Below are 21,313 nucleotides of genomic sequence, written 5' to 3' on the forward strand. Positions count from 1 at the left end.
CTAAGCCGGCCCCGCTTCTCATGGCGATTCTGCGACCTTTTCGAGAGGTTTTGAACAGGTTTATCCACAGAATGTGTGGAAAACGGGTGGCGCCGGAGGGGAAAGCGTTTCTGTAATAAAGTCAATCTGAATAAAGGAGAATTCTAGTTCTTCGGTACTAAGTCGCTGAGGGGTCGCTGAGCGGCCGCCGTGGCCCGCAAATGCGGAAGGCCGCCCTTGGGCGGCCTTCCTGGTGGTGTCGGCATGCGCGCCGCCGTGACGGCCTTACTTGGCAGGATAGTCGCGCTGGGCATGGCCGGTGTAGAGCTGGCGCGGGCGACCGATCTTGTAGCTGTCGCTGAGCATCTCGTGCCAGTGGGAGATCCAGCCGATGGTGCGGGACACGGCAAAGATCACCGTGAACATGTTCTTGGGAATACCCATGGCCTTGAGGATGATGCCGGAGTAGAAGTCGACGTTCGGGTAGAGCTTGCGCTCGATGAAGTAGTCGTCCTCCAGGGCGATCTGCTCCAGGCGCTTGGCGATCTTCAGCTGCGGGTCGTCGGCCAGGCCCAACTCGGCCAGCACCTCGTCGCAGGTCTCCTTCATCACCTTGGCGCGCGGGTCGAAGTTGCGGTAGACGCGGTGGCCGAAGCCCATCAGCTTGAACGGGTCTTCCTTGTCCTTGGCCTTGTCGACGAAGCGCTGGATGTTCTCCTCGGAGTCGTCGCCGATCTCGTCGAGCATGTTCAGCACCGCCTCGTTGGCGCCACCGTGGGCCGGGCCCCAGAGCGCCGCGATGCCGGCGCTGATGCAGGCGAAGGGGTTGGCGCCGGTAGAGCCCGCCAGGCGCACCGTGGAGGTGGAGGCATTCTGCTCGTGATCCGCATGCAGCATGAAGATGCGGTCCATGGCCTTGGCGTAGACCGGATTGATCTTGTACTCCTCGCAGGGGTTGCTGAACATCATGTAGAGGAAGTTCTCTGCATAGTTCAGGTCATTGCGCGGATAGTTGAACGGCTGGCCGATATTGTACTTGTAGGACATCGCAGCGATGGTCGGCATCTTGGCAATCAGGCGGATGGCGCTGATCTCGCGGTCCTCCTGTATGCTGATGTCAAGGTGGTCGTGGTAGAAGGCGGCCAGGCCTCCGACCACGCCGCACAGGATCGACATCGGGTGGGCGTCGCGGCGGAAGCCCTTGAAGAAGTTGTTGATCTGGTCGTGGACCATGGTGTGGTTGCTGATCCGCGACTCGAAGTCGGCGTACTGGGCTGCGTCGGGCAGCTCGCCGAACATCAGCAGGTAGCTCAGCTCGACGAAGTTGGACTCCTTCGCCAACTGGTCGATCGGGTAGCCGCGGTGCAGCAGGACCCCCTTGCCGCCGTCGATATAGGTGATCGCCGACTGGCAGGAGGAGGTCGCCATGAAGCCGGGGTCATAGGTGAAGAGGCCTTCGGCACCCAGGCCGCGGACGTCGATGACGTCGGGGCCAAGGGTGCCAGAGTAGATCGGCAGGTCGATCGGCTTTTCCAGACCGTCTACCGTCAATGTCGCTTTCCTGTCAGCCATGCTGGCCTCCTCTCGAGTTCATGGTGGGACGATAAGTCGCTATTCCGCTGATGGTGCCGGCGAAAAGGTTCGCCCACTATAGAAGCGTGCCAGCGATTGTCAATTCCACCATTGCGCCGACAGCATTGTACATTAGCCTGTTAAATGGATAATACTTGTAATGGAAATGGTGCTCTGCACCATGGCGGTGCGCCGCGGGCCCGGTCAACGTGCCCGGATGCCCGGGGAGACGCCGCCAACGCCGAGAAATCGGCCTTCCACCATGGTCGAGTACGTTCTGTGTCCATTTGTCATGCCAGGGCGATGTCCCTATAATCTCAGCGCGCGACTGGCAGGAACCGGTGGTCGTGTCCAACTCGGCCACGACCGTGTCCCTTCCCGAAACCACCGCCCGCTCGGGCCTTGTCCGACGACCGAACAGCGGGCCAAGAGAGTGTGTAGAGCCGTGAATAGCAAACGACCCGTAAATCTGGATCTGTCCACGATACAGTTCCCCCTTCCCGCCCTGACGTCGATCGCTCACCGCATCACCGGCGTCATCCTCTTCATCGGCCTGATCTTCGCCTTCTGGGCGCTCGACACGTCGCTCTCCTCGCCGGCCGGCTTCGCGGCCGTGAGTGACGCCCTGGCCCACAACTTCCTGGCCAAGCTGATCGCCTGGGGGCTGCTGTCCGCCCTGGCCTTTCACTTCGCGGCCGGCATCAAGCACCTGCTGATGGACATGGATATCGGCGTGACCCTCGAGGGGGGCGTCAAGAAGGCGCAGATCACCGTGGTGGTGAGCGCGGTCCTGATCATTCTGGCTGGAGTCTGGGTATGGTAACCAACATCACGAATCTCGGGCGCAGCGGTCTCTCCGACTGGCTGCTCCAGCGCGTCTCCGCCGTCATCCTGGCGCTCTACACTCTCTTCATCGTCGGCTTCCTGCTGCTCAGCCCCGGCCTGGACTACGCGGCCTGGAGCGGCCTCTTCTCCGCTACCTGGATGCGAATCTTCTCGCTGCTGGCCTTCATCTCCCTGGCGGCCCACGCCTGGGTCGGCCTGTGGACCGTGACCACCGACTACCTTAAGTCGACCGGCGTTCGCGTCGCCGTGCAGCTCATCATCATCCTGGCCATCTTCGTGTTCCTGGTCTGGGGCATCATCGTTCTGTGGGGAGCCTGATACATGTCCACCATGCGTAGCCTGTCTTTCGACGCCATCATCATCGGCGGGGGCGGTGCTGGCCTGCGGGCCGCCCTCGAGCTGGCCAAGTCCGGCAAGAAGACCGCCGTGCTGTCCAAGGTCTTCCCGACCCGCTCGCACACCGTCTCCGCCCAGGGCGGCATCACCTGTGCCATCGCCTCCGCGGACCCCGATGACGACTGGCGCTGGCACATGTACGACACCGTCAAGGGCGGCGACTACATCGCCGACCAGGACGCCTCCGAGTACATGTGCTCCGAGGGCCCCAAGGCGGTGTTCGAACTCGAGCACATGGGCCTGCCATTCTCCCGCTTCGACAACGGCCGCATCTACCAGCGCCCGTTCGGTGGCCAGTCCAAGGACTTCGGCAAGGGCGGCCAGGCGGCGCGGACCTGTGCCGCCGCCGACCGTACCGGCCACGCCCTGCTGCACACGCTCTATCAGAACAACCTGAAAAATAACACCACCTTCCTCAACGAGTGGTACGCCGTCGACCTGGTCAAGAATGCCAACGGCGACGTGGTGGGCTGCATCGCCATGGACATCGAGACCGGCGAAGTGGTGCACGTGAAGTCCAAGGCCACCGTGATGGCCACCGGCGGGGCGGGGCGCATCTTCGCCTCCACCACCAATGCCCTGATCAACACCGGTGACGGCATCGGCATGGCGCTGCGCGCCGGCTTCCCGATGCAGGACATGGAGATGTGGCAGTTCCACCCGACCGGCATCTACGGCGCGGGCACCCTGGTGACAGAAGGCTGCCGCGGCGAGGGTGGCTACCTGATCAACAAGGACGGCGAGCGCTTCATGGAGCGCTATGCCCCCAACGCCAAGGACCTGGCGGGCCGCGACGTGGTCGCGCGCTCCATGGTCATGGAGATCCTCGAGGGCCGTGGCTGCGGCGAGAAGGGCGACCACGTCTTCCTCAAGCTGGATCACCTGGGCGAGGAGGTCCTCGGCAAGCGCCTGCCCGGCATCGTCGAGCTCTCCAAGACCTTCGCCCACGTGGACCCGGCCAAGGAGCCGATCCCGGTCGTCCCGACGTGCCACTACATGATGGGCGGGATCCCGACCAACGTGCACGGCCAGGCGATCATGCAGGACGCCGAGGGCAACGACCAGATCGTCAACGGCCTGTTCGCTTGCGGCGAGGCGGCCTGCGTGTCGGTCCATGGCGCCAACCGCCTGGGCGGCAACTCGCTGCTCGACCTGGTGGTGTTCGGCCGTGCGGCCGGCATGTTCATCGAGGGCGCGCTCAACGAGGGCATCGAGTACCTCGACGCCTCCGCGTCCGACGTCGAGTCCGCCATGAAGCGCATCACGCGCTGGAACGAGTCCGAGGGCGGCGAGACGGTCCCCGAGCTCAAGCGCGACCTGCAGGACATCATGCAGACCTCCTTCGGCGTGTTCCGCGAGGAGAAGAACATGGTCGAGGGCGTCAAGCGCCTCGAGGAGCTGCGCGGCCGCATCGCCAACGCCTACCTGCCGGACAAGTCCAACACCTTCAACACCGCGCGCGTCGAGGCGCTGGAGCTGGACAACCTGATGGAAGTGGCCGAGGCCACCGCCATCGCGGCCCTGGAGCGCAAGGAGAGCCGCGGCGCCCACTCCCGCTACGACTACCCGGACCGCGACGACGTCAACTGGCTGAAGCACTCGCTCTACTTCCCGGCCGAGAAGCGCCTGGGCAAGCGCGATGTGAACTTCGCACCCAAGACCGTCGACATGTTCGAGCCGAAAGTCCGCACCTACTGAGGGGGAGTCACGATGTCCAAGCTTCAGGTATCCCTGTACCGCTACAACCCGGAAACCGACTCCGCACCCTACATGCAGGAGTTCCAGGTCGACACCCAGGGCCGCGACCTGATGGTGCTCGATGTCCTGCACCTGGCCAAGGAGCAGGACAACGGCCTGGCCTATCGCCGCAGCTGCCGCGAGGGCGTGTGCGGCTCCGACGGCATGAACATGAACGGCAAGAACGGCCTGGCCTGCATCACCCCGCTCTCCGAGGTGGTCAAGGGCAACAAGCTGACCCTGCGCCCGCTGCCGGGCCTGCCGGTCATCCGCGACCTGGTGGTCGACATGGGGCTGTTCTACCAGCAGTACGAGCGCATCCAGCCGTACCTGCAGAACGACGAGCCGGCGCCGGCCATCGAGCGCCTGCAGTCGCCGGAGGAGCGCGACAAGCTCGATGGCCTCTACGAGTGCATCCTCTGTGCCTGCTGCTCCACTGCCTGCCCATCGTTCTGGTGGAATCCGGACAAGTTCGTCGGCCCGGCCGGCCTGCTGCAGTCCTACCGGTTCCTGGCGGATTCCCGTGACACGGCCACCCGCGACCGCCTGGCGGAGCTCGAGGACCCGTTCTCCGTTTTCCGCTGCCGCGGGATCATGAACTGCGTCGCTGTCTGCCCCAAGGGGCTCAACCCGACACGGGCGATCGGCAAGATCCGCGAGATGCTGCTGGCCAATGCCACTTAAATCGTGGCGTCCAGCTTGTTATCATGTGCATCGCTCTCGGGCTGCGGCGAGACGTCGCAGCCGAGCCCGGTGCGGAGCATGATGCATAGAGCCGGTGCCCAGGGCACCGGCTCTTGACCATGGAATTCAGGATGCCCTCCCTCCGGCAGGGCACCACCGATGTCGATGCGGTCGAGTCGTGTCGGCGCCGATACCACCCCATCAGTGCAGGGTGACCAAGAGATGCAACAAGGCATAATGGAGTTGATGTGGCGCTCCTCCCACGTGAGTGGCGGCAACGCCCACTATGTGGAAGCGCTCTACGAACAGTACCTCGATGACCCCTCCGCCGTTCCCGACGAATGGCGCCAGTACTTCGACCAGCTGCCGCGACCCGAGGGCGGCGCCAGCCACGACGTCCCGCTTTCCCCGGTCCGCGAGCAGTTCTACCAGCTGGGCCGCCATCGGCGCACGGCCCAGGCGGTTGCCGACAGTGGCGAGAACAAGAAGCAGGTCAAGGTTCTCCAGCTGATCAACGCCTACCGCTTCCGCGGGCACCAGAAGGCCGACATCGACCCGCTCGGCCTGCGCAGTCCTACTCCCGTCCCCGATCTCGACCTCTCCTTCCACCAGCTCTCGAAGGCCGACCTGGACACCGAGTTCCAGACCGGCTCCTTCTTCATGGGCCTGGACAAGGCGCCGCTCAAAGAGATCATCAGCGCCCTGGAGCAGACCTACTGCCGCTCCATCGGCTGCGAGGTCATGCATATCGTCGACACCGAGGAGAAGCGCTGGCTGCAGCAGCGCTTCGAGTCGGTGCGCTCGGCACCCAAGTTCAGCCCCGAGGTGCGCAAGCACGTGCTGGAGCGGCTGACGGCAGCCGAAGGCCTGGAGAGCTACCTGGCTTCCAAGTACCCGGGCACCAAGCGCTTCGGCCTAGAGGGCGGCGAAGCCTTCATCCCGATGATGGACGAGCTGATCCAGCGCGCCGGCGGCTACGGCACCAAGGAAGTGGTGATCGGCATGGCCCACCGCGGGCGCCTCAACCTGCTGGTCAACATCCTCGGCAAGAACCCCTCGGATCTGATCGACGAGTTCGACGGCAAGAAGGTCATCGAGCGCGGCTCGGGTGACGTCAAGTACCACCAGGGCTTCAGCTCCAACGTCATGACGCCGGGCGGCGAGGTGCACCTGGCGCTGTCGTTCAACCCCTCCCACCTGGAGATCGTGGCGCCGGTGGTCGAGGGCTCGGTGCGGGCCCGCCAGGACCGTCGCGATGATCCGGTCGGCAACAAGGTGCTGCCCATCAACGTCCATGGCGACGCGGCCTTCGCCGGCCAGGGCGTGGTCATGGAGACCTTCCAGATGTCCCAGACCCGTGCCTACAAGACCGGCGGCACGGTGCACATCGTGATCAACAACCAGGTGGGCTTCACCACCTCGCATCCCCAGGACTCGCGCTCCACCGAGTACTGCACCGACATCGCCAAGATGGTCCAGGCGCCCATCTTCCACGTCAACGGCGACGACCCCGACGCCGTGCTGCATGCCACTCAGGTGGCCCTGGACTATCGCCAGCAGTTCAATCGCGACGTGGTCATCGACCTGGTGTGCTACCGCCGCCGCGGCCACAACGAGGCCGACGAGCCCTCCGGCACCCAGCCGATGATGTACAGCAAGATCAAGGACCACCCGTCCTCGCGGGCCCGCTACATCGAGCGTCTGGTCAATGAGGGGCTGCTCAGCGACGACGACGCCAAGGCGATGATGGAGAAGTACCGGGACGACCTGATGGCCGGCAACCACGTGGCCAACGCCCTGGTGCAGGAGCCCAACAAGTCGCTGTTCGTCGACTGGACCCCCTATCTGGGCCATGAGTGGACCGGCCATGCCGATACCACCGTGGACATGAAGCGCCTGCAGCGTCTCGCCGGCAGGATGTGCGAGATCCCCGACGGGGTCGAGGTGCAGCGCCAGGTGGCCAAGATCTACGACGACCGGCGCAAGATGCAGGCCGGTGGCCTGGCGGTCAACTGGGGCTTCGCCGAGACCCTGGCCTATGCCACGCTGCTCGACCAGGGGCATCCGGTGCGTATCACCGGACAGGACGTGGGGCGCGGCACCTTCTCCCACCGCCACGCGGTGGTGCACAACCAGAAGGATGGCAGCGCCTACGTGCCGCTGCAGCACATGGCCGACGGCCAGCCGCGCTTCACCATCCACGACTCCTTCCTCTCGGAAGAGGCGGTGCTGGCCTTCGAGTACGGCTACGCCACGACCATGCCCAATGCGCTGATCGTCTGGGAGGCTCAGTTCGGCGACTTCTTCAACGGCGCCCAGGTGGTGGTCGACCAGTTCATCTCCTCCGGCGAGACCAAGTGGGAGCGGCTGTGCGGCCTGACCATGCTGCTGCCCCATGGCTATGAGGGGCAGGGCCCGGAGCACTCCTCGGCGCGTCTCGAGCGCTTCCTGCAGATGTGTGCCGAGCACAACATGCAGGTCTGCGTGCCGACCACCCCGGCGCAGATCTTCCACCTGCTGCGCCGCCAGGTGATCCGCCCGCTGCGCAAGCCGCTGGTGGTGATGTCGCCCAAGAGCCTGCTTCGCCACAAGTCGGCGACCTCCACCCTCGAGGAGCTGGCTCATGGCGGCTTCCAGATGGTGCTCCCCGACCAGGGTAAACTCGAGGCCAGCAAGGTCGAGCGCATCATCCTCTGCGCCGGCAAGGTCTACTATGACCTGGCCAACTGGCGCGAGGAGAACGCCCGCGACGACGTGGCGATCCTGCGCATCGAGCAGCTCTATCCCTTCCCCAAGGAGGAACTGCTGGAGGTCATCAAGGACTACACCAACGTCACCGACGTGGTGTGGTGCCAGGAGGAGCCGCTCAACCAGGGCGCCTGGTATTCGAGCCAGCACCACATGCGGGCCGTGGCCGACATGCTGCGTGACGGCCTGGGCGGCAAGCTCAAGTTCGCCGGTCGCCCGGCATCCGCGGCACCCGCGGCGGGCTACATGTCCGTGCACACCGAACAGCAGCGCCAGCTGGTGGAAGACGCCTTCAACCTCTGAGGCGCCCACCGGGACGAGAGAGAACAGACAAGGGATACGACATGGCTACCGATATCAAGGCACCCACCTTTCCGGAATCCGTCGCCGAGGGCAGCGTGGCGGCCTGGCACAAGAAGCCCGGCGACAGCGTCGAGCGTGACGAGTTGATCGTCGAGATCGAGACCGACAAGGTGGTGCTCGAGGTGGTGGCCCCCGAGGCCGGCACCCTCAGCGAGGTGCTGGTGGAAGAGGGCGACACCGTGGAGTCCGAGCAGGTGCTGGGCAGGATCGGCGAGGGCAAGGCCGAGGGCGGCGACAAGCCGGCGGCCAAGAAGGCCGAAGCCAAGGCCGAGCAGAAGGATGCCGCCGAGGCCAAGCCGGCGGCCGGTGGCAAGACCCACGAGGTCAAGGCGCCGACTTTCCCCGAGTCGATCCAGGAAGGCACCGTGGCCAGCTGGAACAAGCAGGTCGGCGAGGCGGTCAAGCGCGACGAGGTGCTGGCCGAGATCGAGACCGACAAGGTGGTGCTCGAGGTAGTCGCCCCGGCCGATGGTGCCCTCGCCGAGATCAACGCCGAGGAGGGCAGCCAGGTCACCTCAGAGCAGTTGCTGGCGACCTTCAGCGAGGGTGCCGGCGGTGCTGCTGCCGAGAGCGGCAGCGAGGAGAAGGCCCCGGCCTCCGCCGACGACGGCGCCAGCGACGAGAAACTGGGCGACAAGATCCTCGCCCCGGCCGCGCGCAAGCTGGTCGCCGAGCATGATCTCGACGTCAGCCGGATCGAGGGCACCGGCAAAGGCGGCCGCATCCTCAAGGAGGACGTGCAGAAGGCCGTGAAGGAAGGCTCCGCCAAGAAGTCGGCCAAGCCGGCCGGCGGCGCCCAGGCAGCCGCCGCCGCGGCCCCGGCCCCGGCCGTGGAGGGCGAGCGCCCCGAGAAGCGCGTGCCGATGAGCCGCCTGCGCCAGACCATCGCCAAGCGCCTGGTCCAGGCCCAGCAGACCGCCGCCATGCTGACTACCTACAACGAGGTGGACATGGGCGCGGTGATGGACCTCCGGGCCCAGTACAAGGACACCTTCCTCAAGGCCCACGACACCAAGCTCGGTTTCATGGGCTTCTTCGTCAAGGCGGCCAGCGAGGCCCTCAAGCGCTTCCCGGACGTCAACGCTTCCATCGATGGCACCGACATCGTCTATCACGGCTACCAGGACATCGGCGTCGCCGTCTCCACCGACCGTGGCCTGGTGGTCCCGGTGCTGCGCGATACCGACAGCATGAAGATCGCCGACGTCGAGAAGGGCATCGTCGACTTCGGCAAGCGGGCCCGTGACGGCAAGCTCGGCATCGACGAGATGCAGGGCGGCACCTTCACCATCACCAACGGCGGCATCTTCGGCTCGCTGATGTCCACGCCGATCATCAACCCGCCGCAGACCGCGATCCTGGGCATGCACAAGATCCAGGAGCGGCCCATGGCGGTGAACGGCAAGGTGGAGATCCGCCCGATGATGTACCTGGCGGTCTCCTACGATCACCGCATGATCGATGGCAAGGATGCGGTACAGTTCCTGGTCACCATCAAGGAGCTGCTCGAGGATCCGGCGCGCCTGCTGCTGGACATCTGAGCCACGGGACCCACTACGTTCTTCAGCGACAAGCAACGAAGGAGCCAACATGGCTGACAAGTTTGATGTGATCGTGATCGGTGCGGGCCCCGGCGGCTACGTCTCCGCCATCCGTGCCGCCCAGATGGGGCTCAAGGCCGCTGTCGTCGAAAAGTGGATCAGCGAGGACGGCAAGCCCGTCTTCGGTGGCACCTGCCTGAACGTGGGCTGCATCCCCTCCAAGGCGCTGCTCGAGGCCTCCCACAAGTTCGTCGAGGCCAAGCACGACTTCGACGGCATGGGCATCCAGGCGGGTGACGTCAGCATGGACGTCAAGAAGATGATGGCCCGCAAGGACACCATCGTGAAGAACCTCACCGGAGGCGTTGCCGGCCTGCTCAAGGGCAATGGCGTCACGGCCATCCAGGGCACCGGCAAGGTGGTCTCCTCCAAGCAGGTCGAGGTGACCGATCAGGACGGCAAGGCGACCACCTATGACGCCGACAACATCGTCGTCGCGGCCGGCTCCGTGCCGGTGGAGATCCCGCCGACGCCGCTGGTCGACGGCATGGTGGTCAATTCCACCGGCGCCCTGGAGTTCCAGGAGACCCCGAAGCGCCTGGGGGTGATCGGCGCCGGCATCATCGGCCTGGAACTCGGCAGCGTGTGGAACCGCCTGGGCAGCGAGGTCACCGTCCTCGAGGCCATGGATGACTTCCTGCCGATGGTCGATGGGGCCATCGCCAAGGAGACCCAGAAGCTGCTCAAGAAGCAGGGCCTGGACATCAAGCTGGGGGCAAGGGTCACCGGCTCCGAGGTCAAGGGCGAAGAGGTGGTCGTCAAGTACACCGACGCCAAGGGCGAGCAGGAGGTCACCTTCGACAAGCTGATCGTCTGCGTGGGTCGCAAGCCCTACACCGAGGGCGTGATCGCCGAGGGCGTGGGCATCGAGACCGACCAGCGCGGCTTCATCCAGGTCGATGACCAGTGCCGCACCAGCGTGCCGAGCGTCTACGCCATCGGCGACTGCGTGCGCGGCCCGATGCTGGCGCACAAGGCCTCGGAAGAGGGCGTGATGGTCGCCGACATCATCGCCGGCCACAAGGCCGAGATGAACTATGACGCCATCCCCAACGTCATCTACACCTTCCCGGAAGTGGCCTGGGTGGGCCTGACCGAGCAGGAGGCCAAGGCCAAGGGCATCGAGGTCAAGACGGGTTCCTTCCCGTTCGCCGCCAGCGGCCGTGCCATGGCCAACAACGCCACCGAAGGCCAGGCCAAGATCATCGCCGACGCCGAGACCGACCGCGTGCTGGGCATGCATATCGTCGGCCAGCACGCCGGCGAGATGGTTGCCCAGGGCGTGATCGCCCTGGAGTTTGGCTCCAGCGCCGAGGACCTGGCGCTGACTTGCTATGCCCACCCGACCATGTCGGAGGCGGTGCACGAGGCCGCCCTGGCGGTGGAGGGCCATGCCATCCACATGGTCAACCGCAAGAAGAAGTAAGGACAACAAGCGCCACCGGCAGGTGGCGCATCGCTTCCGGCCAAGTATCGGAAGCGAACGGTGGTGACACGGCGACCGCTGCCCAGAGGCTGCGAGCCGTGTCATCGTTCGAGTCACATGCAACCAATGGCATGAATCGATGAACCTTCACGAGTATCAGAGCAAACAGCTGTTTGCCGACTATGGCCTGCCGGTCTCCAAGGGCTTCGCCGTCGACACCCCCGAGGAGGCCCTCGAGGCCTGCAAGAAGATCGGTGGCGACAAGTGGGTGGTCAAGGCCCAGGTCCACGCCGGTGGCCGCGGCAAGGCCGGTGGCGTCAAGCTGATCAAGAGCCCGGAGGAGGCCCAGGCCTTCGCCGAATCCTGGCTGGGCAAGAACCTGGTGACCTTCCAGACCGACGAGCACGGTCAGCCGGTCACCAAGATCCTGGTCGAGACGCTTACCGACATCGCCAACGAGCTCTACCTGGGCGCGGTGGTCGATCGTGGCACCCGTCGCGTGGTGTTCATGGCCTCCACCGAGGGTGGCGTGGAGATCGAGAAGGTCGCGGAAGAGACCCCCGAGAAGATCCTCAAGGCCGAGATCGACCCGCTGGTCGGCGCACAGCCCTATCAGGCGCGCGAGCTGGCCTTCGCCCTGGGCCTCACCGGCAACCAGGTCAAGCAGTTCACCAAGATCTTCCTGGGCCTCTCCAAGCTGTTCCATGACAAGGACCTGGCGCTGCTCGAGATCAACCCGCTGGTGGTGACCGACGAGGGCAACCTCCACTGCCTCGACGCCAAGATCGGTCTGGACGGCAACGCCCTGTATCGCCACCCGGACCTGCAGGCGATGCGCGACCCGTCCCAGGAAGACGAGCGCGAGGCCGAGGCGGCCGCCTGGGAGCTCAACTACGTGGCCCTGGAAGGCAACATCGGCTGCATGGTCAACGGCGCCGGCCTGGCCATGGGCACCATGGACATCATCAAGCTCAACGGTGGCCAGCCGGCCAACTTCCTCGACGTGGGCGGCGGTGCCACCAAGGAGCGCGTGGCCGAGGCCTTCAAGCTCATCCTCTCCGACGATTCCGTGAAGGCCGTGCTGGTCAACATCTTCGGCGGCATCGTGCGCTGCGACATGATCGCCGAGGGCATCATCGGTGCCGTCGAGCAGGTCGGTGTCAACGTGCCGGTGGTGGTGCGTCTGGAAGGTAACAACGCCGAGCTGGGTGCCGAGAAGCTGGCGTCCAGCGGTCTGAACATCATCGCTGCTACCAGTCTGACCGACGCGGCTCAGCAGGTCGTCAAGGCAGCGGAGGGCAAGTAATGAGCATCCTGATCGACAAGAACACCAAGGTCATCTGCCAGGGCTTCACCGGCGGACAGGGGACCTTCCACTCCGAACAGGCGATCGCCTACGGCACACAGATGGTCGGCGGCGTGACCCCGGGCAAGGGCGGCCAGGAGCACCTGGGCCTGCCGGTGTTCAACACCGTCAAGGAGGCCGTGGCCGAGACCGGCGCCAAGGCCAGCGTGATCTATGTGCCAGCCCCGTTCTGCAAGGACTCCATCCTCGAGGCCGCCAATGCCGGCATCAAGCTGATCGTCTGCATCACCGAGGGCATCCCGACGCTGGACATGCTGGACGTGAAGGTGAAGTGCGACGAGCTGGGCGTGCGGCTGATCGGCCCGAACTGCCCCGGCGTGATCACCCCCGGCGAGAGCAAGATCGGCATCATGCCGGGCCATATCCACCAGCCGGGCAAGGTCGGCATCGTGTCGCGTTCCGGCACCCTGACCTATGAAGCCGTCAAGCAGACCACCGACCACGGCTTCGGCCAGTCCACCTGCGTGGGCATCGGCGGCGACCCGATCCCGGGCTCCAACTTCATCGACATCCTCGAGCTGTTCGAGAAGGATCCGGCGACCGAGGCGATCGTGATGATCGGCGAGATCGGCGGCACCGCCGAGGAAGAGGCAGCGGCCTACATCAAGGCCAACGTCTCCAAGCCGGTGGTCTCCTATATCGCCGGCGTTACCGCGCCTCCCGGCAAGCGCATGGGCCACGCCGGGGCGATCATCGCCGGTGGCAAGGGCACCGCGGACGAGAAGTTCGCCGCCCTGGAAGCCGCAGGCGTGAAGACCGTGCGGTCGCTGGCCGAGATCGGCGATGCGCTGAAGGCAGCGACCGGCTGGTAAGGTCGGTGTAAGTCACTAGTGCCGCCTTAAGGCACGATATTCATCAAGGGCACCTATCAGGTGCCCTTGATGTTAGTGGCGTTTGATTTCCTGCTACCCCACTCTAAGCCCTCCTTGAAACGGCCCGCCTATCGGTGGGTCGTTTTTCATCTGTCCGTGTCTTGACTATTGGCCCAGCTGGCTTATTATGCCATCCATACGGATGGTAAATGGATGCCATAGGGATGTTAAGGGACGCTAAGAGAGGGTCCCGCTCAAAGGTCAACGAGGCATAGCAAATGAGCGTGCATGAGCTTCGCCGCAAGACCGGCGACTCCAGCGAGAAGATCACCATCAACCTGGGAGTGGTCGACCTGGGGCAGATCGATCTGCTGGTCCAGGAAGGGTTCTATTCCAATCGTACCGACCTGATCCGCACGGCGATCCGCAACCAGTTGGCGACCCATGCCGAGGTAGTCAGGGAAACCGTGACCCGCAAGGCCTTCGTGCTGGGGCTCGAGCATTACAGCCGCGCGGACCTGGAAGCCCTCCAGTCGTCTGGAGAGACGTTGCAGATACAGGTCCTGGGCATGGCCAGCATCGCCGACGACGTATCACCTGAGCTCGCCCTCGCCACCATCGAATCGGTGGTCGTGCTGGGTGCCCTGCATGCCAGCGCGGCGGTCAAGGCCGCCCTGGCGGATCGAATCCACTGAATCACTGAATAGAGACATCGACGATGATCGGCGCCACCATGACGCGACGAATGGAAGAAGCGACGCGGCTCACCCGCGCCGGGAAGCTGCACGAGGCCATGGCCATCCTCCAGGGCGCCGTGCCCGAGGCCAGGAGCAAGGAAACGCCGGATAACTCCTACCGCGCGGGCAACACTTTCGAGGGGAGCTGCCAGACCATCGACGAGGAGGTGGCGGTATCGAGGTCGGCCTCTGCTGAGTCGGAAGCGCACCGGACACGAGAACCCTCAGCGGGAGCGGCGCCATCCTCGGCATCTGGCCATGCCCCTCAGGCGACCACTGGGCCTTTCCCGGGCGGTGATATCGGGCTGCCTTCTGCATGGCGCGACAAGTGGCGCCAGTTGCGTGAGACCGTGGTGCAGCAGCCAAAGCCGGCACGACGCACCAGCCAGCCAGCAGAGCCCGGCACGTTCACCGCCGGTTGCTTTTCCAATCATGCCGGCACGCGCGAGTACAAGCTGTATCTTCCCAGCGGCTATCACGGCCAGGCACTGCCGTTGGTGGTCATGCTGCATGGCTGCACGCAGGATCCCGACGACTTCGCTGCCGGGACCACCATGAACCGGCTGGCCGAAGAGCAGCTGTGTTGTGTGCTTTATCCGGCCCAGCCGATGACCGCCAACAGTTCGAAGTGCTGGAACTGGTTCAAGGCCGAAGACCAGCAGCGTGAGGGCGGTGAGCCCGCGATTCTCGCCGGCATGGCCCGCCAGGTCATCGACGCGCATGGCCTCGATGCTAGCCGGGTCTATGTCGCAGGACTCTCGGCGGGTGCGGCCATGGCAACGACACTGGCGATGACTTATCCGGATCTTCTTGCGGCGGTTGGCATACACTCCGGGCTGCCCCATGGCGTTGCCCAGAGTCTCCCCGATGCCCTGGGGGCGATGCAGGGGGGCACGGGTCCCCTGGGTGGCGGCGGCGAAGCGCGAACTTCCGGATGGGCCTCTGAGGTGCCTGCCATCATCTTTCATGGCGATCGGGACACGACCGTTCACCCCAGCAATGCGGATCGCGTTGCCGCCCAGTATGCCGCCACGCGCAGAAAGGACGAGCCGGCCAGACCCGGAATGGGCAACGCCAGGGTTACGGTGGAGCAGGGGCAGGTGGCCAACGGCCATGACTATACCCGTACCACACATTACGATGCGAAGGGCGAGCCACGCCTGGAGCATTGGCAGGTACATGGGGCGGGTCATGCCTGGTCGGGAGGGAGCGCGCATGGAAGTTATACCGACCCCAGGGGCCCCGATGCCGCGAAGGAGATGCTGCGCTTCTTCTACAGCCATCGGCAGGAGGCACATGACCCGAGTTGAAGCCTCGCCCGAGGGGGGGGAGCACCCTCGGACATGGTCCGCTAGCATGTCGGTTATCGCTCGCTGAAACCGGGGAGACAGGGTAATGGCAAAGGTGCCCGCCGCCTATCGCGCCACGCAGGGCTCCATTCTCGACGTGGACCGCGACTTCTATGCCCGGCTGACGACGCCAGAGGCGAGGGTGCGCATCAATCGGCTGGTCGTCCCGATTCGCGAGGGGCTGGCCTGGGAGGTGCCGGCCGGCCATGTGCTGCGACTCTCGACGCTGGAGGGGCCCCAGGTGGGAGATCTCAATCTCTGGCATCTCCATAACCCGCGAGAGCGCTTCTGGGCCTCACGTACTCGCCAGCTGCAGCGGGCCCATGTATCGACCTTCGATCGTCTGTGGTCGACGCTCCCCTACCTGCGGCCCATGGCGACCATCATCGACGATACCCTGGCGGAGTACGGCATGGACGCCGAGGGGGGACGCGTGCATGACCTGCTGGGCACGCGCTGCGACCCTTACGTCAACAAGCTGCTGACCGGCGAGGACTTCGACCATCACTGTCACTCCAACCTGGTGCGTGCGGTGGCTCCCTTCGGGCTCACCGAGTTCGACGTGCATGACGTGCTCAATGTCTTCCAGTGCACCGGCCTCAACGACGATGACCAGTACTTCATGAAGGCCTGTCCGGCCCGGGAAGGCGACCATATCGAGTTGTTCGCCGAGGTCGACCTGCTGTGTGCGCTGTCGTGCTGCCCGGGCGGGGACCTGTCGGTCGACCTGTGGGGTCCTGATGCCCGCGACCCCCTGGAAACCTGCCATCCCATCGGGGTCGAGGTCTATCGGCTTGCGCCGTCACTGCTGGCCGGCTGGGAGTCACCAGCCTATGCGCCTTACCGGGGCGGGCACGGCCTTCGCGGCCCCGCCATCGACTGGGCGGCGGAGAAGCAGCGTCGCCTCGACAGCTGGGAAGGCCCTTAGGCTCCCCCGGGGGATGAACGTCGCATCAGCCGGTAGGCCGAGAGCAGAAACAGCGGGGCACCCGCGGCCAGGTAAAGGTGGTAGGAGACCAGGCGCCAGACCAGCACCGCGGCGGCGGCCTGCTCGCGCTCCATCAGCGGCAGTAGCAGCCCGCCGACCCCCAACTCGGCGGCACCGGCTCCGCCGGGCAGAAAACTGAACTGGCTCGCGGCCATGGCCAGCATCTGGGTCAGGAAGGTCCATAGCCAGTCGGCATGTCCCCCGGCGCCCAGCACCGCCAGGTAGAGCAGGCTGTAACGCAGCAGCCAATGCGCCGTGGTGAGCACCAGCATCGCCAGCAGCGTAGCGATGGGGAGCCGCAACGTGGCCTGCAGTCCATGCCGACACGTCAGCAGGCGGCGGACGAGCCAGCGGCGCCGATAGCCGCTCAGCCAGCGCGCACCCGGCGATGCGGTATAGTGCACCAGCCCTGGCAGGCAGCCCATCACCAGCGTAACGCCCATGGCCAATGCGGCCAGGGCCATCTGGACCAGCGTCTGGTGGGGCCACTGGGTCTCTCCCAGCAGGGAGTAGGCCACCAGTCCCGACAGCATGTTCCACGCCCCAGTCGGCCAGTCGCTCGGCCATGGCGGTGCAGGGCGCCAGCACGCTGTCGAAGTGGCCATAGAGGTCGCCCACGTAGCGTTGCAAGCGGTGGCGGACAGCAGTCCCGAAGCGATCCCCCATCAGCCTCGGCAGGTCGGAGTGGAAGAAGCCGACCGTGGGTACCCCCATTGCCTGGCCAGCACGCGATGCTTGGCCTCGAGGTAGGTGCGCACGCCACCGCTGGCAGGCGCGTGGAACATGGTGACGTCGACGATATGCAAGGAGCCCTCCTGGCGCGGGTGTACCCTGCCAGCCTAGGGCGGCCATGCGACAGTTTTGCGACAGCCGCAACGAGTGACGGCGACCCGAGGGTCGCCGTCCTGTGCTGCCTGTCGTTGCCGGGCGGTCAGTCCGCGGGGCGGCCCACCAGCGAGCGGGTCTCCTCGCGGGCCTCGGTCAGCGCCACGCGAATCACGTCGCCGAGCTTGAAGCGCTCCTCGCCGTCGATCTGGATGCGGCCCTCCTTGTCATCGATCGCCACCTTGGTGCGGTCGCTGTGCATCAGCGGTGCGGGGATGAAGGCGGTCGCGCCGTTGGCGGTCAGGCGCACCCGCATGCCGCCGCGGTTGACGTTGACGATCTCGGCCTCGAAGGTCTCCTGGGCCTCGGCGGCCGGGGTCAGGTAGCGCACGTAGAGCCAGTCCTTGACGTCGCGTTCGGCCATGCGGTTCAGCCGGCGGCGCTCGGTGAGCTGCTCGGTGAGCTGCTGGCTGGCCTCGGCCGGGGCCTGCTCACCCTTGAGGACCCGCTTGATCAGGCGATGGTTGACCATGTCGCCGTACTTGCGGATCGGCGAGGTCCAGGTGGCATAGGCGGCCAGCCCCAGGCCGAAGTGTGGCCCGGGCTGGGCGGACATGCTGGTGAAGCCCTGGAAGCGGCGCAGGCGGGCATCCAGCCATGCGTCGTCGCGGCCCTCGAGCTCGCGCTTGAGCTCGGTGTAGCGGGGCAGCTCGGTGAGCTGCTCCTGCTCCACCTGGATGTCCTGGCTGGCCAGGAACTCCTGGGCGGCTTCTGCCTTTTCCGGCTCGAAGGCGCGGTGGACGTTGAAGATGCCGTGGCCGACATGCTCGGCGAGCAGGTGCGCGCAGCAGGCGTTGGCGGCGATCATCGACTCCTCGATCATGCGGTTGGCGATGCGCCGATGCTCGGTGCGGATGTCCAGCACGTTGCCGGCATCGTCCAGGTCGAAGACGAAGTCGGGCCGGTCCTTGAACACCAGGGCGTGGGCCGCCCGCCAGGCGCTGCGCGCTTCGGTCATGGCCGCCAGGGCCTTGAGCTGATCGCCGATCGCATCAACCGGCGCCCAGTCGCCCTGGCCCTCGAGCCAGTCGGAGACCCGGTCGTAGGCGAGCTTGGCGTGGGAGCGCGCGGTAGCGGCGAAGAAGCGGTAGTCGCCGAGGCTGCCGTCGGCGCCGACCTCCAGGGTGCAGGCCAGCACCGGGCGATCCTTGTCCACCCACAGCGAGCAGAGGTCATCGGCCAGCTGCTCGGGCAGCATGGTAACGTTCTGGCCCGGCAGGTAGACGGTGAAGGCACGGGTACGGGCCTCCAGGTCGGCGGCATGCCCCTCCTCCACGTAGGCGGTGGGGTCGGCGATGGCCACGGTCAGCGACCAGCCGCCATCCTCGCGGGAGCGGATGCGCAGGGCGTCATCCATGTCGCGGGTCTTCTCGCCGTCGATGGTGAAGAAGGGCTCGGCGGTCAGATCCTCGCGCGCGAGGCCCTCGTCGCGCAGCGGCCAGTCGTCGCCGGCGTCCGGGCACTCCTGCTCCAGGGCATGGCGGGCCAGGGTCACGCGCCACGGCACGGCCGGGTCGTCGGTCTTGGCCACCAGCTCGTCGATCTGGGTAAAGAAGGCGCGGTCGTCGGGCTTGAGCGGGTGGCGCACCAGGCGGGCCACCACCCAGTCGCCGTCGGCGATGCTGGCCTCGTCGAGGCTGCGCTTGATGCGGGCCTTGAGGGCGGTCTTGATCGAGGGGTGATCGGGAACCACCGCCAGGCGTCCGTCGCGCTTCTGTACCCGCGCGATGAAGCGTTGCATGCCGGTCTCGATCAGGGTATCGGGCTCGACCGATTTCTTTTCACCCTCCTCGTGGAGGATGGCCTCGACGCGGTCACCATGGAGCACCAGCTTCATGGCGGGGGGCGGCACGAAGTAGGAGTTGCCGTCGTCGGTCTCGAGGAAGCCGAAGCCCCTGTCGGTGGCCTTGATCACGCCCTCGACGCGAGGGGTGTTGGAGCGGATCTGTTGCTTGAGCTGGGCAAGCGCCGAGTTGTTCTGCAGCATGGTCACGATCGGTTGGCGAGTAGGGGGCTCACTATACGGATTCGCGACCCCGGCGCCAAACGGCGTGCTGGGCACCACGTGGAATCAAGCGCTTGCGAAGGCGCCCGGCGGGAGGCGAGGGTGGGACGCCCACCGGGCACTTCCCGCGGGCAGGGGCGGTCGGCGCGCGGCAGGGAAGACAGGCGGGGGTGCCTTCGGTAGCCTTGAAGGCTTCACGACACGCGGAAGCCCCCATGACCCCACGACTGATCGTCTCCGACCTCGACGGCACCCTGCTCGGGGCCGACCATGACCTGCACCCGACGACCGTCGACACCCTGCGCGCCCTGGCGGGACAGGGGCACCACCTGGCGTTTGCCTCGGGACGCCACTTCCGGGACATGCAGCGCTTCCGCGAGCGCCTGGGCGTGCCGGTGCACGTGATCAGCACCAATGGCGCCTATCTCCACGACCCCGAAGATCGCCTGGTCAGCGCCCGCCACCTGGAGGCCTCGCTGGCCCGGGAGCTGATCGACCTGCCGCGTCCCCCCGAGGTGCGCCTCAACCTCTACCACGAGCACGAGTGGCTGATCGATGCCGAGGCGCCTGGCCTGCTGGCGCTGCATGCCCACACCGGCTTCGGCTACCGGGTCGCCGGCCCTGGCGAGCTCGACGGCGAAGGGGTCGGCAAGGTGCTCTACATCGGCGACCCGGGTGAGGTCAGGCGCCTGGAGGCGAGGATCCGCGCCCGCCATGGCGAGCGGCTGCACCTGACCTGGTCGATGGCCACGTCGCTGGAGATCATGGCCGCGGGGGTGAACAAGGGCACCGCGCTCGCCGCGCTGCTCGAGCGCCTGGGACTCGGCCCCGAGGCGTGCCTGGCCTTCGGCGACAACCTCAACGATACCGAGATGCTCGCCCTGGCCGGCGAGGCCCACGTCATGGCCAATGCCCATCCCGAACTGGCCGGCCGGGTGCCCGGAGCCGAGCGCATCGGCCATCACGATGAGCAGGCCGTGGCCGCGCGGCTGCGCGAGCGCTTCGGAGTGCCGGGATGACTGCCGCACCCGTGACCCTGATCGTGGTCGACGACGACCCCGAGATCCGTGAGCTGCTGGCCGACTACCTCGGCCGCCACGGCATGCGCGCCCTGCTGGCCGAGGATGCCGAGGCGCTGCGCCGGCTGCTGGAGGTCGAGACGCCGGACCTGCTGATCGTGGACCTCATGATGCCCGGCGACGACGGTTTCACCCTCTGCCGGGACCTGCGTCGCGAGAGCGACGTGCCGATCATCATGCTGACCGCCAGCGCCGACGAGACCGATCGCATCCTGGGTCTCGAGCTGGGCGCCGATGACTACCTGGGCAAGCCCTTCAATCCCCGCGAGCTGCTGGCGAGGATCAAGGCCGTGCTGCGTCGCGCCAGGGGCCATCAGGAGGCGACGAATCCGGCCCAGGCGCGGCTGGTGGCGTTCGGCAACTGGCGACTGGATCGCCTGACCCGCGAACTGGTCGACATCGAGGGGCAGCACCTTCCGCTCTCCGGCGCGGACTTCCAGCTGCTACAGGTGTTCCTCGCGCATCCCGAGCAGGTGCTGTCGCGCGACGCGCTCTTCGAGTTGACCCGCGGGCGACCGGCGCCGCCCCTGGACCGCTCCATCGACGTGCACGTGTGCCGCCTGCGACAGCGCCTCGGCGAGGATGCCCAGCACTCCCAGCTGATTCGCACGGTGCGCGGGGCGGGCTATGTGCTCACCGCCCGGGTCGAGGCCCTGCCGTGACGGCAGACGGTCCGTGGAGACGGCTGCGCCGGCGGCTGGCGCGCGGCCTGCCGGGCACCCTGCGCGGACGCTTCGTGC

17 protein-coding genes are annotated in these 21,313 nt (G+C 66.1%); 14 read left to right on the forward strand and 3 right to left on the reverse strand.

The genetic code is table 11. The features are described from left to right. Positions 1-264: 264 nt before the first annotated feature. Positions 265-1,551: a citrate synthase gene (gene gltA, locus M8009_RS09915; RefSeq protein ID WP_250060677.1), complete on the reverse strand. Its 1,287-nt coding sequence runs from the start codon at positions 1,549-1,551 to the stop codon at positions 265-267. 445 nt (positions 1,552-1,996) lie between these two features. Here gltA and sdhC point away from each other — a divergent pair, with 445 nt between their 5' ends. The 12 genes from sdhC (at position 1,997) to M8009_RS09975 (ending at position 16,544) form a co-directional block, all read left to right on the forward strand. After that, on the forward strand, positions 1,997-2,374 hold the full coding sequence (sdhC, locus tag M8009_RS09920) for a succinate dehydrogenase, cytochrome b556 subunit (protein ID WP_250060678.1): 378 nt from the start codon (positions 1,997-1,999) through the stop codon (positions 2,372-2,374). Beyond that, positions 2,368-2,715, forward strand: a complete 348-nt coding sequence (sdhD, locus tag M8009_RS09925; RefSeq protein ID WP_250060679.1) for a succinate dehydrogenase, hydrophobic membrane anchor protein — start codon at positions 2,368-2,370, stop codon at positions 2,713-2,715. Before sdhC ends, sdhD begins: the two co-directional genes overlap by 7 nt. A gap of 3 nt (positions 2,716-2,718) precedes the next feature. After that, complete coding sequence (gene sdhA, locus M8009_RS09930) at positions 2,719-4,491, forward strand: succinate dehydrogenase flavoprotein subunit (protein ID WP_250060680.1); 1,773 nt, start codon at positions 2,719-2,721, stop codon at positions 4,489-4,491. A 12-nt stretch (positions 4,492-4,503) separates the two neighbouring features. Beyond that, positions 4,504-5,214, forward strand: a complete 711-nt coding sequence (locus tag M8009_RS09935) for a succinate dehydrogenase iron-sulfur subunit (RefSeq protein WP_250060681.1) — start codon at positions 4,504-4,506, stop codon at positions 5,212-5,214. Positions 5,215-5,436: 222 nt separating this feature from the next. Further along, on the forward strand, positions 5,437-8,265 hold the full coding sequence (locus M8009_RS09940) for a 2-oxoglutarate dehydrogenase E1 component (protein WP_250060682.1): 2,829 nt from the start codon (positions 5,437-5,439) through the stop codon (positions 8,263-8,265). A 41-nt stretch (positions 8,266-8,306) separates the two neighbouring features. After that, positions 8,307-9,866 (forward strand): 2-oxoglutarate dehydrogenase complex dihydrolipoyllysine-residue succinyltransferase, encoded by a 1,560-nt coding sequence (odhB, locus tag M8009_RS09945; protein ID WP_250060683.1) that lies wholly within the window; start codon positions 8,307-8,309, stop codon positions 9,864-9,866. 49 nt (positions 9,867-9,915) lie between these two features. Then, positions 9,916-11,352, forward strand: coding sequence for a dihydrolipoyl dehydrogenase (gene lpdA / locus M8009_RS09950; RefSeq protein ID WP_250060684.1), 1,437 nt, complete (start codon positions 9,916-9,918; stop codon positions 11,350-11,352). Positions 11,353-11,491: 139 nt separating this feature from the next. Next, complete coding sequence (sucC, locus tag M8009_RS09955; RefSeq protein WP_250060685.1) at positions 11,492-12,658, forward strand: ADP-forming succinate--CoA ligase subunit beta; 1,167 nt, start codon at positions 11,492-11,494, stop codon at positions 12,656-12,658. Then, the gene (gene sucD / locus M8009_RS09960) at positions 12,658-13,530 is read left to right on the forward strand and encodes a succinate--CoA ligase subunit alpha (protein WP_250060686.1); all 873 of its coding nucleotides are present in this window, start codon (positions 12,658-12,660) and stop codon (positions 13,528-13,530) included. The genes sucC and sucD overlap by 1 nt, the downstream gene beginning before the upstream one ends. 278 nt (positions 13,531-13,808) lie before the next feature. Beyond that, the gene (locus tag M8009_RS09965; protein ID WP_250060687.1) at positions 13,809-14,225 is read left to right on the forward strand and encodes a CopG family transcriptional regulator; all 417 of its coding nucleotides are present in this window, start codon (positions 13,809-13,811) and stop codon (positions 14,223-14,225) included. A gap of 23 nt (positions 14,226-14,248) precedes the next feature. After that, positions 14,249-15,577: an extracellular catalytic domain type 1 short-chain-length polyhydroxyalkanoate depolymerase gene (locus M8009_RS09970; RefSeq protein ID WP_250060688.1), complete on the forward strand. Its 1,329-nt coding sequence runs from the start codon at positions 14,249-14,251 to the stop codon at positions 15,575-15,577. A gap of 85 nt (positions 15,578-15,662) precedes the next feature. Further along, the gene (locus M8009_RS09975; RefSeq protein ID WP_250060689.1) at positions 15,663-16,544 is read left to right on the forward strand and encodes an urea carboxylase-associated family protein; all 882 of its coding nucleotides are present in this window, start codon (positions 15,663-15,665) and stop codon (positions 16,542-16,544) included. Here the strand turns inward: M8009_RS09975 and M8009_RS09980 are convergent. Beyond that, a complete protein-coding gene (locus M8009_RS09980) occupies positions 16,541-17,137 on the reverse strand; it encodes a flippase-like domain-containing protein (RefSeq protein ID WP_430886906.1) in 597 nt (198 codons plus the stop codon). The genes M8009_RS09975 and M8009_RS09980 overlap by 4 nt on opposite strands. Before the next feature lie 398 nt (positions 17,138-17,535). Continuing rightward, on the reverse strand, positions 17,536-19,476 hold the full coding sequence (locus M8009_RS09990; protein ID WP_250060690.1) for an exoribonuclease II: 1,941 nt from the start codon (positions 19,474-19,476) through the stop codon (positions 17,536-17,538). 233 nt (positions 19,477-19,709) lie between these two features. Here M8009_RS09990 and M8009_RS09995 point away from each other — a divergent pair, with 233 nt between their 5' ends. Continuing rightward, positions 19,710-20,513 (forward strand): Cof-type HAD-IIB family hydrolase, encoded by an 804-nt coding sequence (locus tag M8009_RS09995; RefSeq protein WP_250060691.1) that lies wholly within the window; start codon positions 19,710-19,712, stop codon positions 20,511-20,513. Continuing rightward, the gene (locus M8009_RS10000) at positions 20,510-21,235 is read left to right on the forward strand and encodes a response regulator (RefSeq protein WP_250060692.1); all 726 of its coding nucleotides are present in this window, start codon (positions 20,510-20,512) and stop codon (positions 21,233-21,235) included. Before M8009_RS09995 ends, M8009_RS10000 begins: the two co-directional genes overlap by 4 nt. Positions 21,236-21,313: the final 78 nt, after the last annotated feature.

The sequence above is a fragment of the Halomonas gemina genome, assembly GCF_023554995.1.
Taxonomy (GTDB): domain Bacteria; phylum Pseudomonadota; class Gammaproteobacteria; order Pseudomonadales; family Halomonadaceae; genus Halomonas; species Halomonas gemina.

Bases quoted from the DNA above. Each gene is read 5' to 3' on its own strand.
- sucD (WP_250060686.1), top strand. From the start codon at position 12,658: ATGAGCATCCTGATCGACAAGAACACCAAGGTCATCTGCCAGGGCTTC.
- lpdA (WP_250060684.1), top strand. From the start codon at position 9,916: ATGGCTGACAAGTTTGATGTGATCGTGATCGGTGCGGGCCCCGGCGGC.
- M8009_RS10000 (WP_250060692.1), top strand. From the start codon at position 20,510: ATGACTGCCGCACCCGTGACCCTGATCGTGGTCGACGACGACCCCGAG.
- gltA (WP_250060677.1), bottom strand. From the start codon at position 1,551: ATGGCTGACAGGAAAGCGACATTGACGGTAGACGGTCTGGAAAAGCCG.
- M8009_RS09940 (WP_250060682.1), top strand. From the start codon at position 5,437: ATGCAACAAGGCATAATGGAGTTGATGTGGCGCTCCTCCCACGTGAGT.
- odhB (WP_250060683.1), top strand. From the start codon at position 8,307: ATGGCTACCGATATCAAGGCACCCACCTTTCCGGAATCCGTCGCCGAG.
- sdhD (WP_250060679.1), top strand. From the start codon at position 2,368: ATGGTAACCAACATCACGAATCTCGGGCGCAGCGGTCTCTCCGACTGG.
- M8009_RS09935 (WP_250060681.1), top strand. From the start codon at position 4,504: ATGTCCAAGCTTCAGGTATCCCTGTACCGCTACAACCCGGAAACCGAC.
- sdhA (WP_250060680.1), top strand. From the start codon at position 2,719: ATGTCCACCATGCGTAGCCTGTCTTTCGACGCCATCATCATCGGCGGG.
- M8009_RS09995 (WP_250060691.1), top strand. From the start codon at position 19,710: ATGACCCCACGACTGATCGTCTCCGACCTCGACGGCACCCTGCTCGGG.
- M8009_RS09965 (WP_250060687.1), top strand. From the start codon at position 13,809: ATGAGCGTGCATGAGCTTCGCCGCAAGACCGGCGACTCCAGCGAGAAG.
- M8009_RS09980 (WP_430886906.1), bottom strand. From the start codon at position 17,137: ATGCTGTCGGGACTGGTGGCCTACTCCCTGCTGGGAGAGACCCAGTGG.
- M8009_RS09975 (WP_250060689.1), top strand. From the start codon at position 15,663: ATGGCAAAGGTGCCCGCCGCCTATCGCGCCACGCAGGGCTCCATTCTC.
- M8009_RS09990 (WP_250060690.1), bottom strand. From the start codon at position 19,476: ATGCTGCAGAACAACTCGGCGCTTGCCCAGCTCAAGCAACAGATCCGC.
- M8009_RS09970 (WP_250060688.1), top strand. From the start codon at position 14,249: ATGATCGGCGCCACCATGACGCGACGAATGGAAGAAGCGACGCGGCTC.
- sucC (WP_250060685.1), top strand. From the start codon at position 11,492: ATGAACCTTCACGAGTATCAGAGCAAACAGCTGTTTGCCGACTATGGC.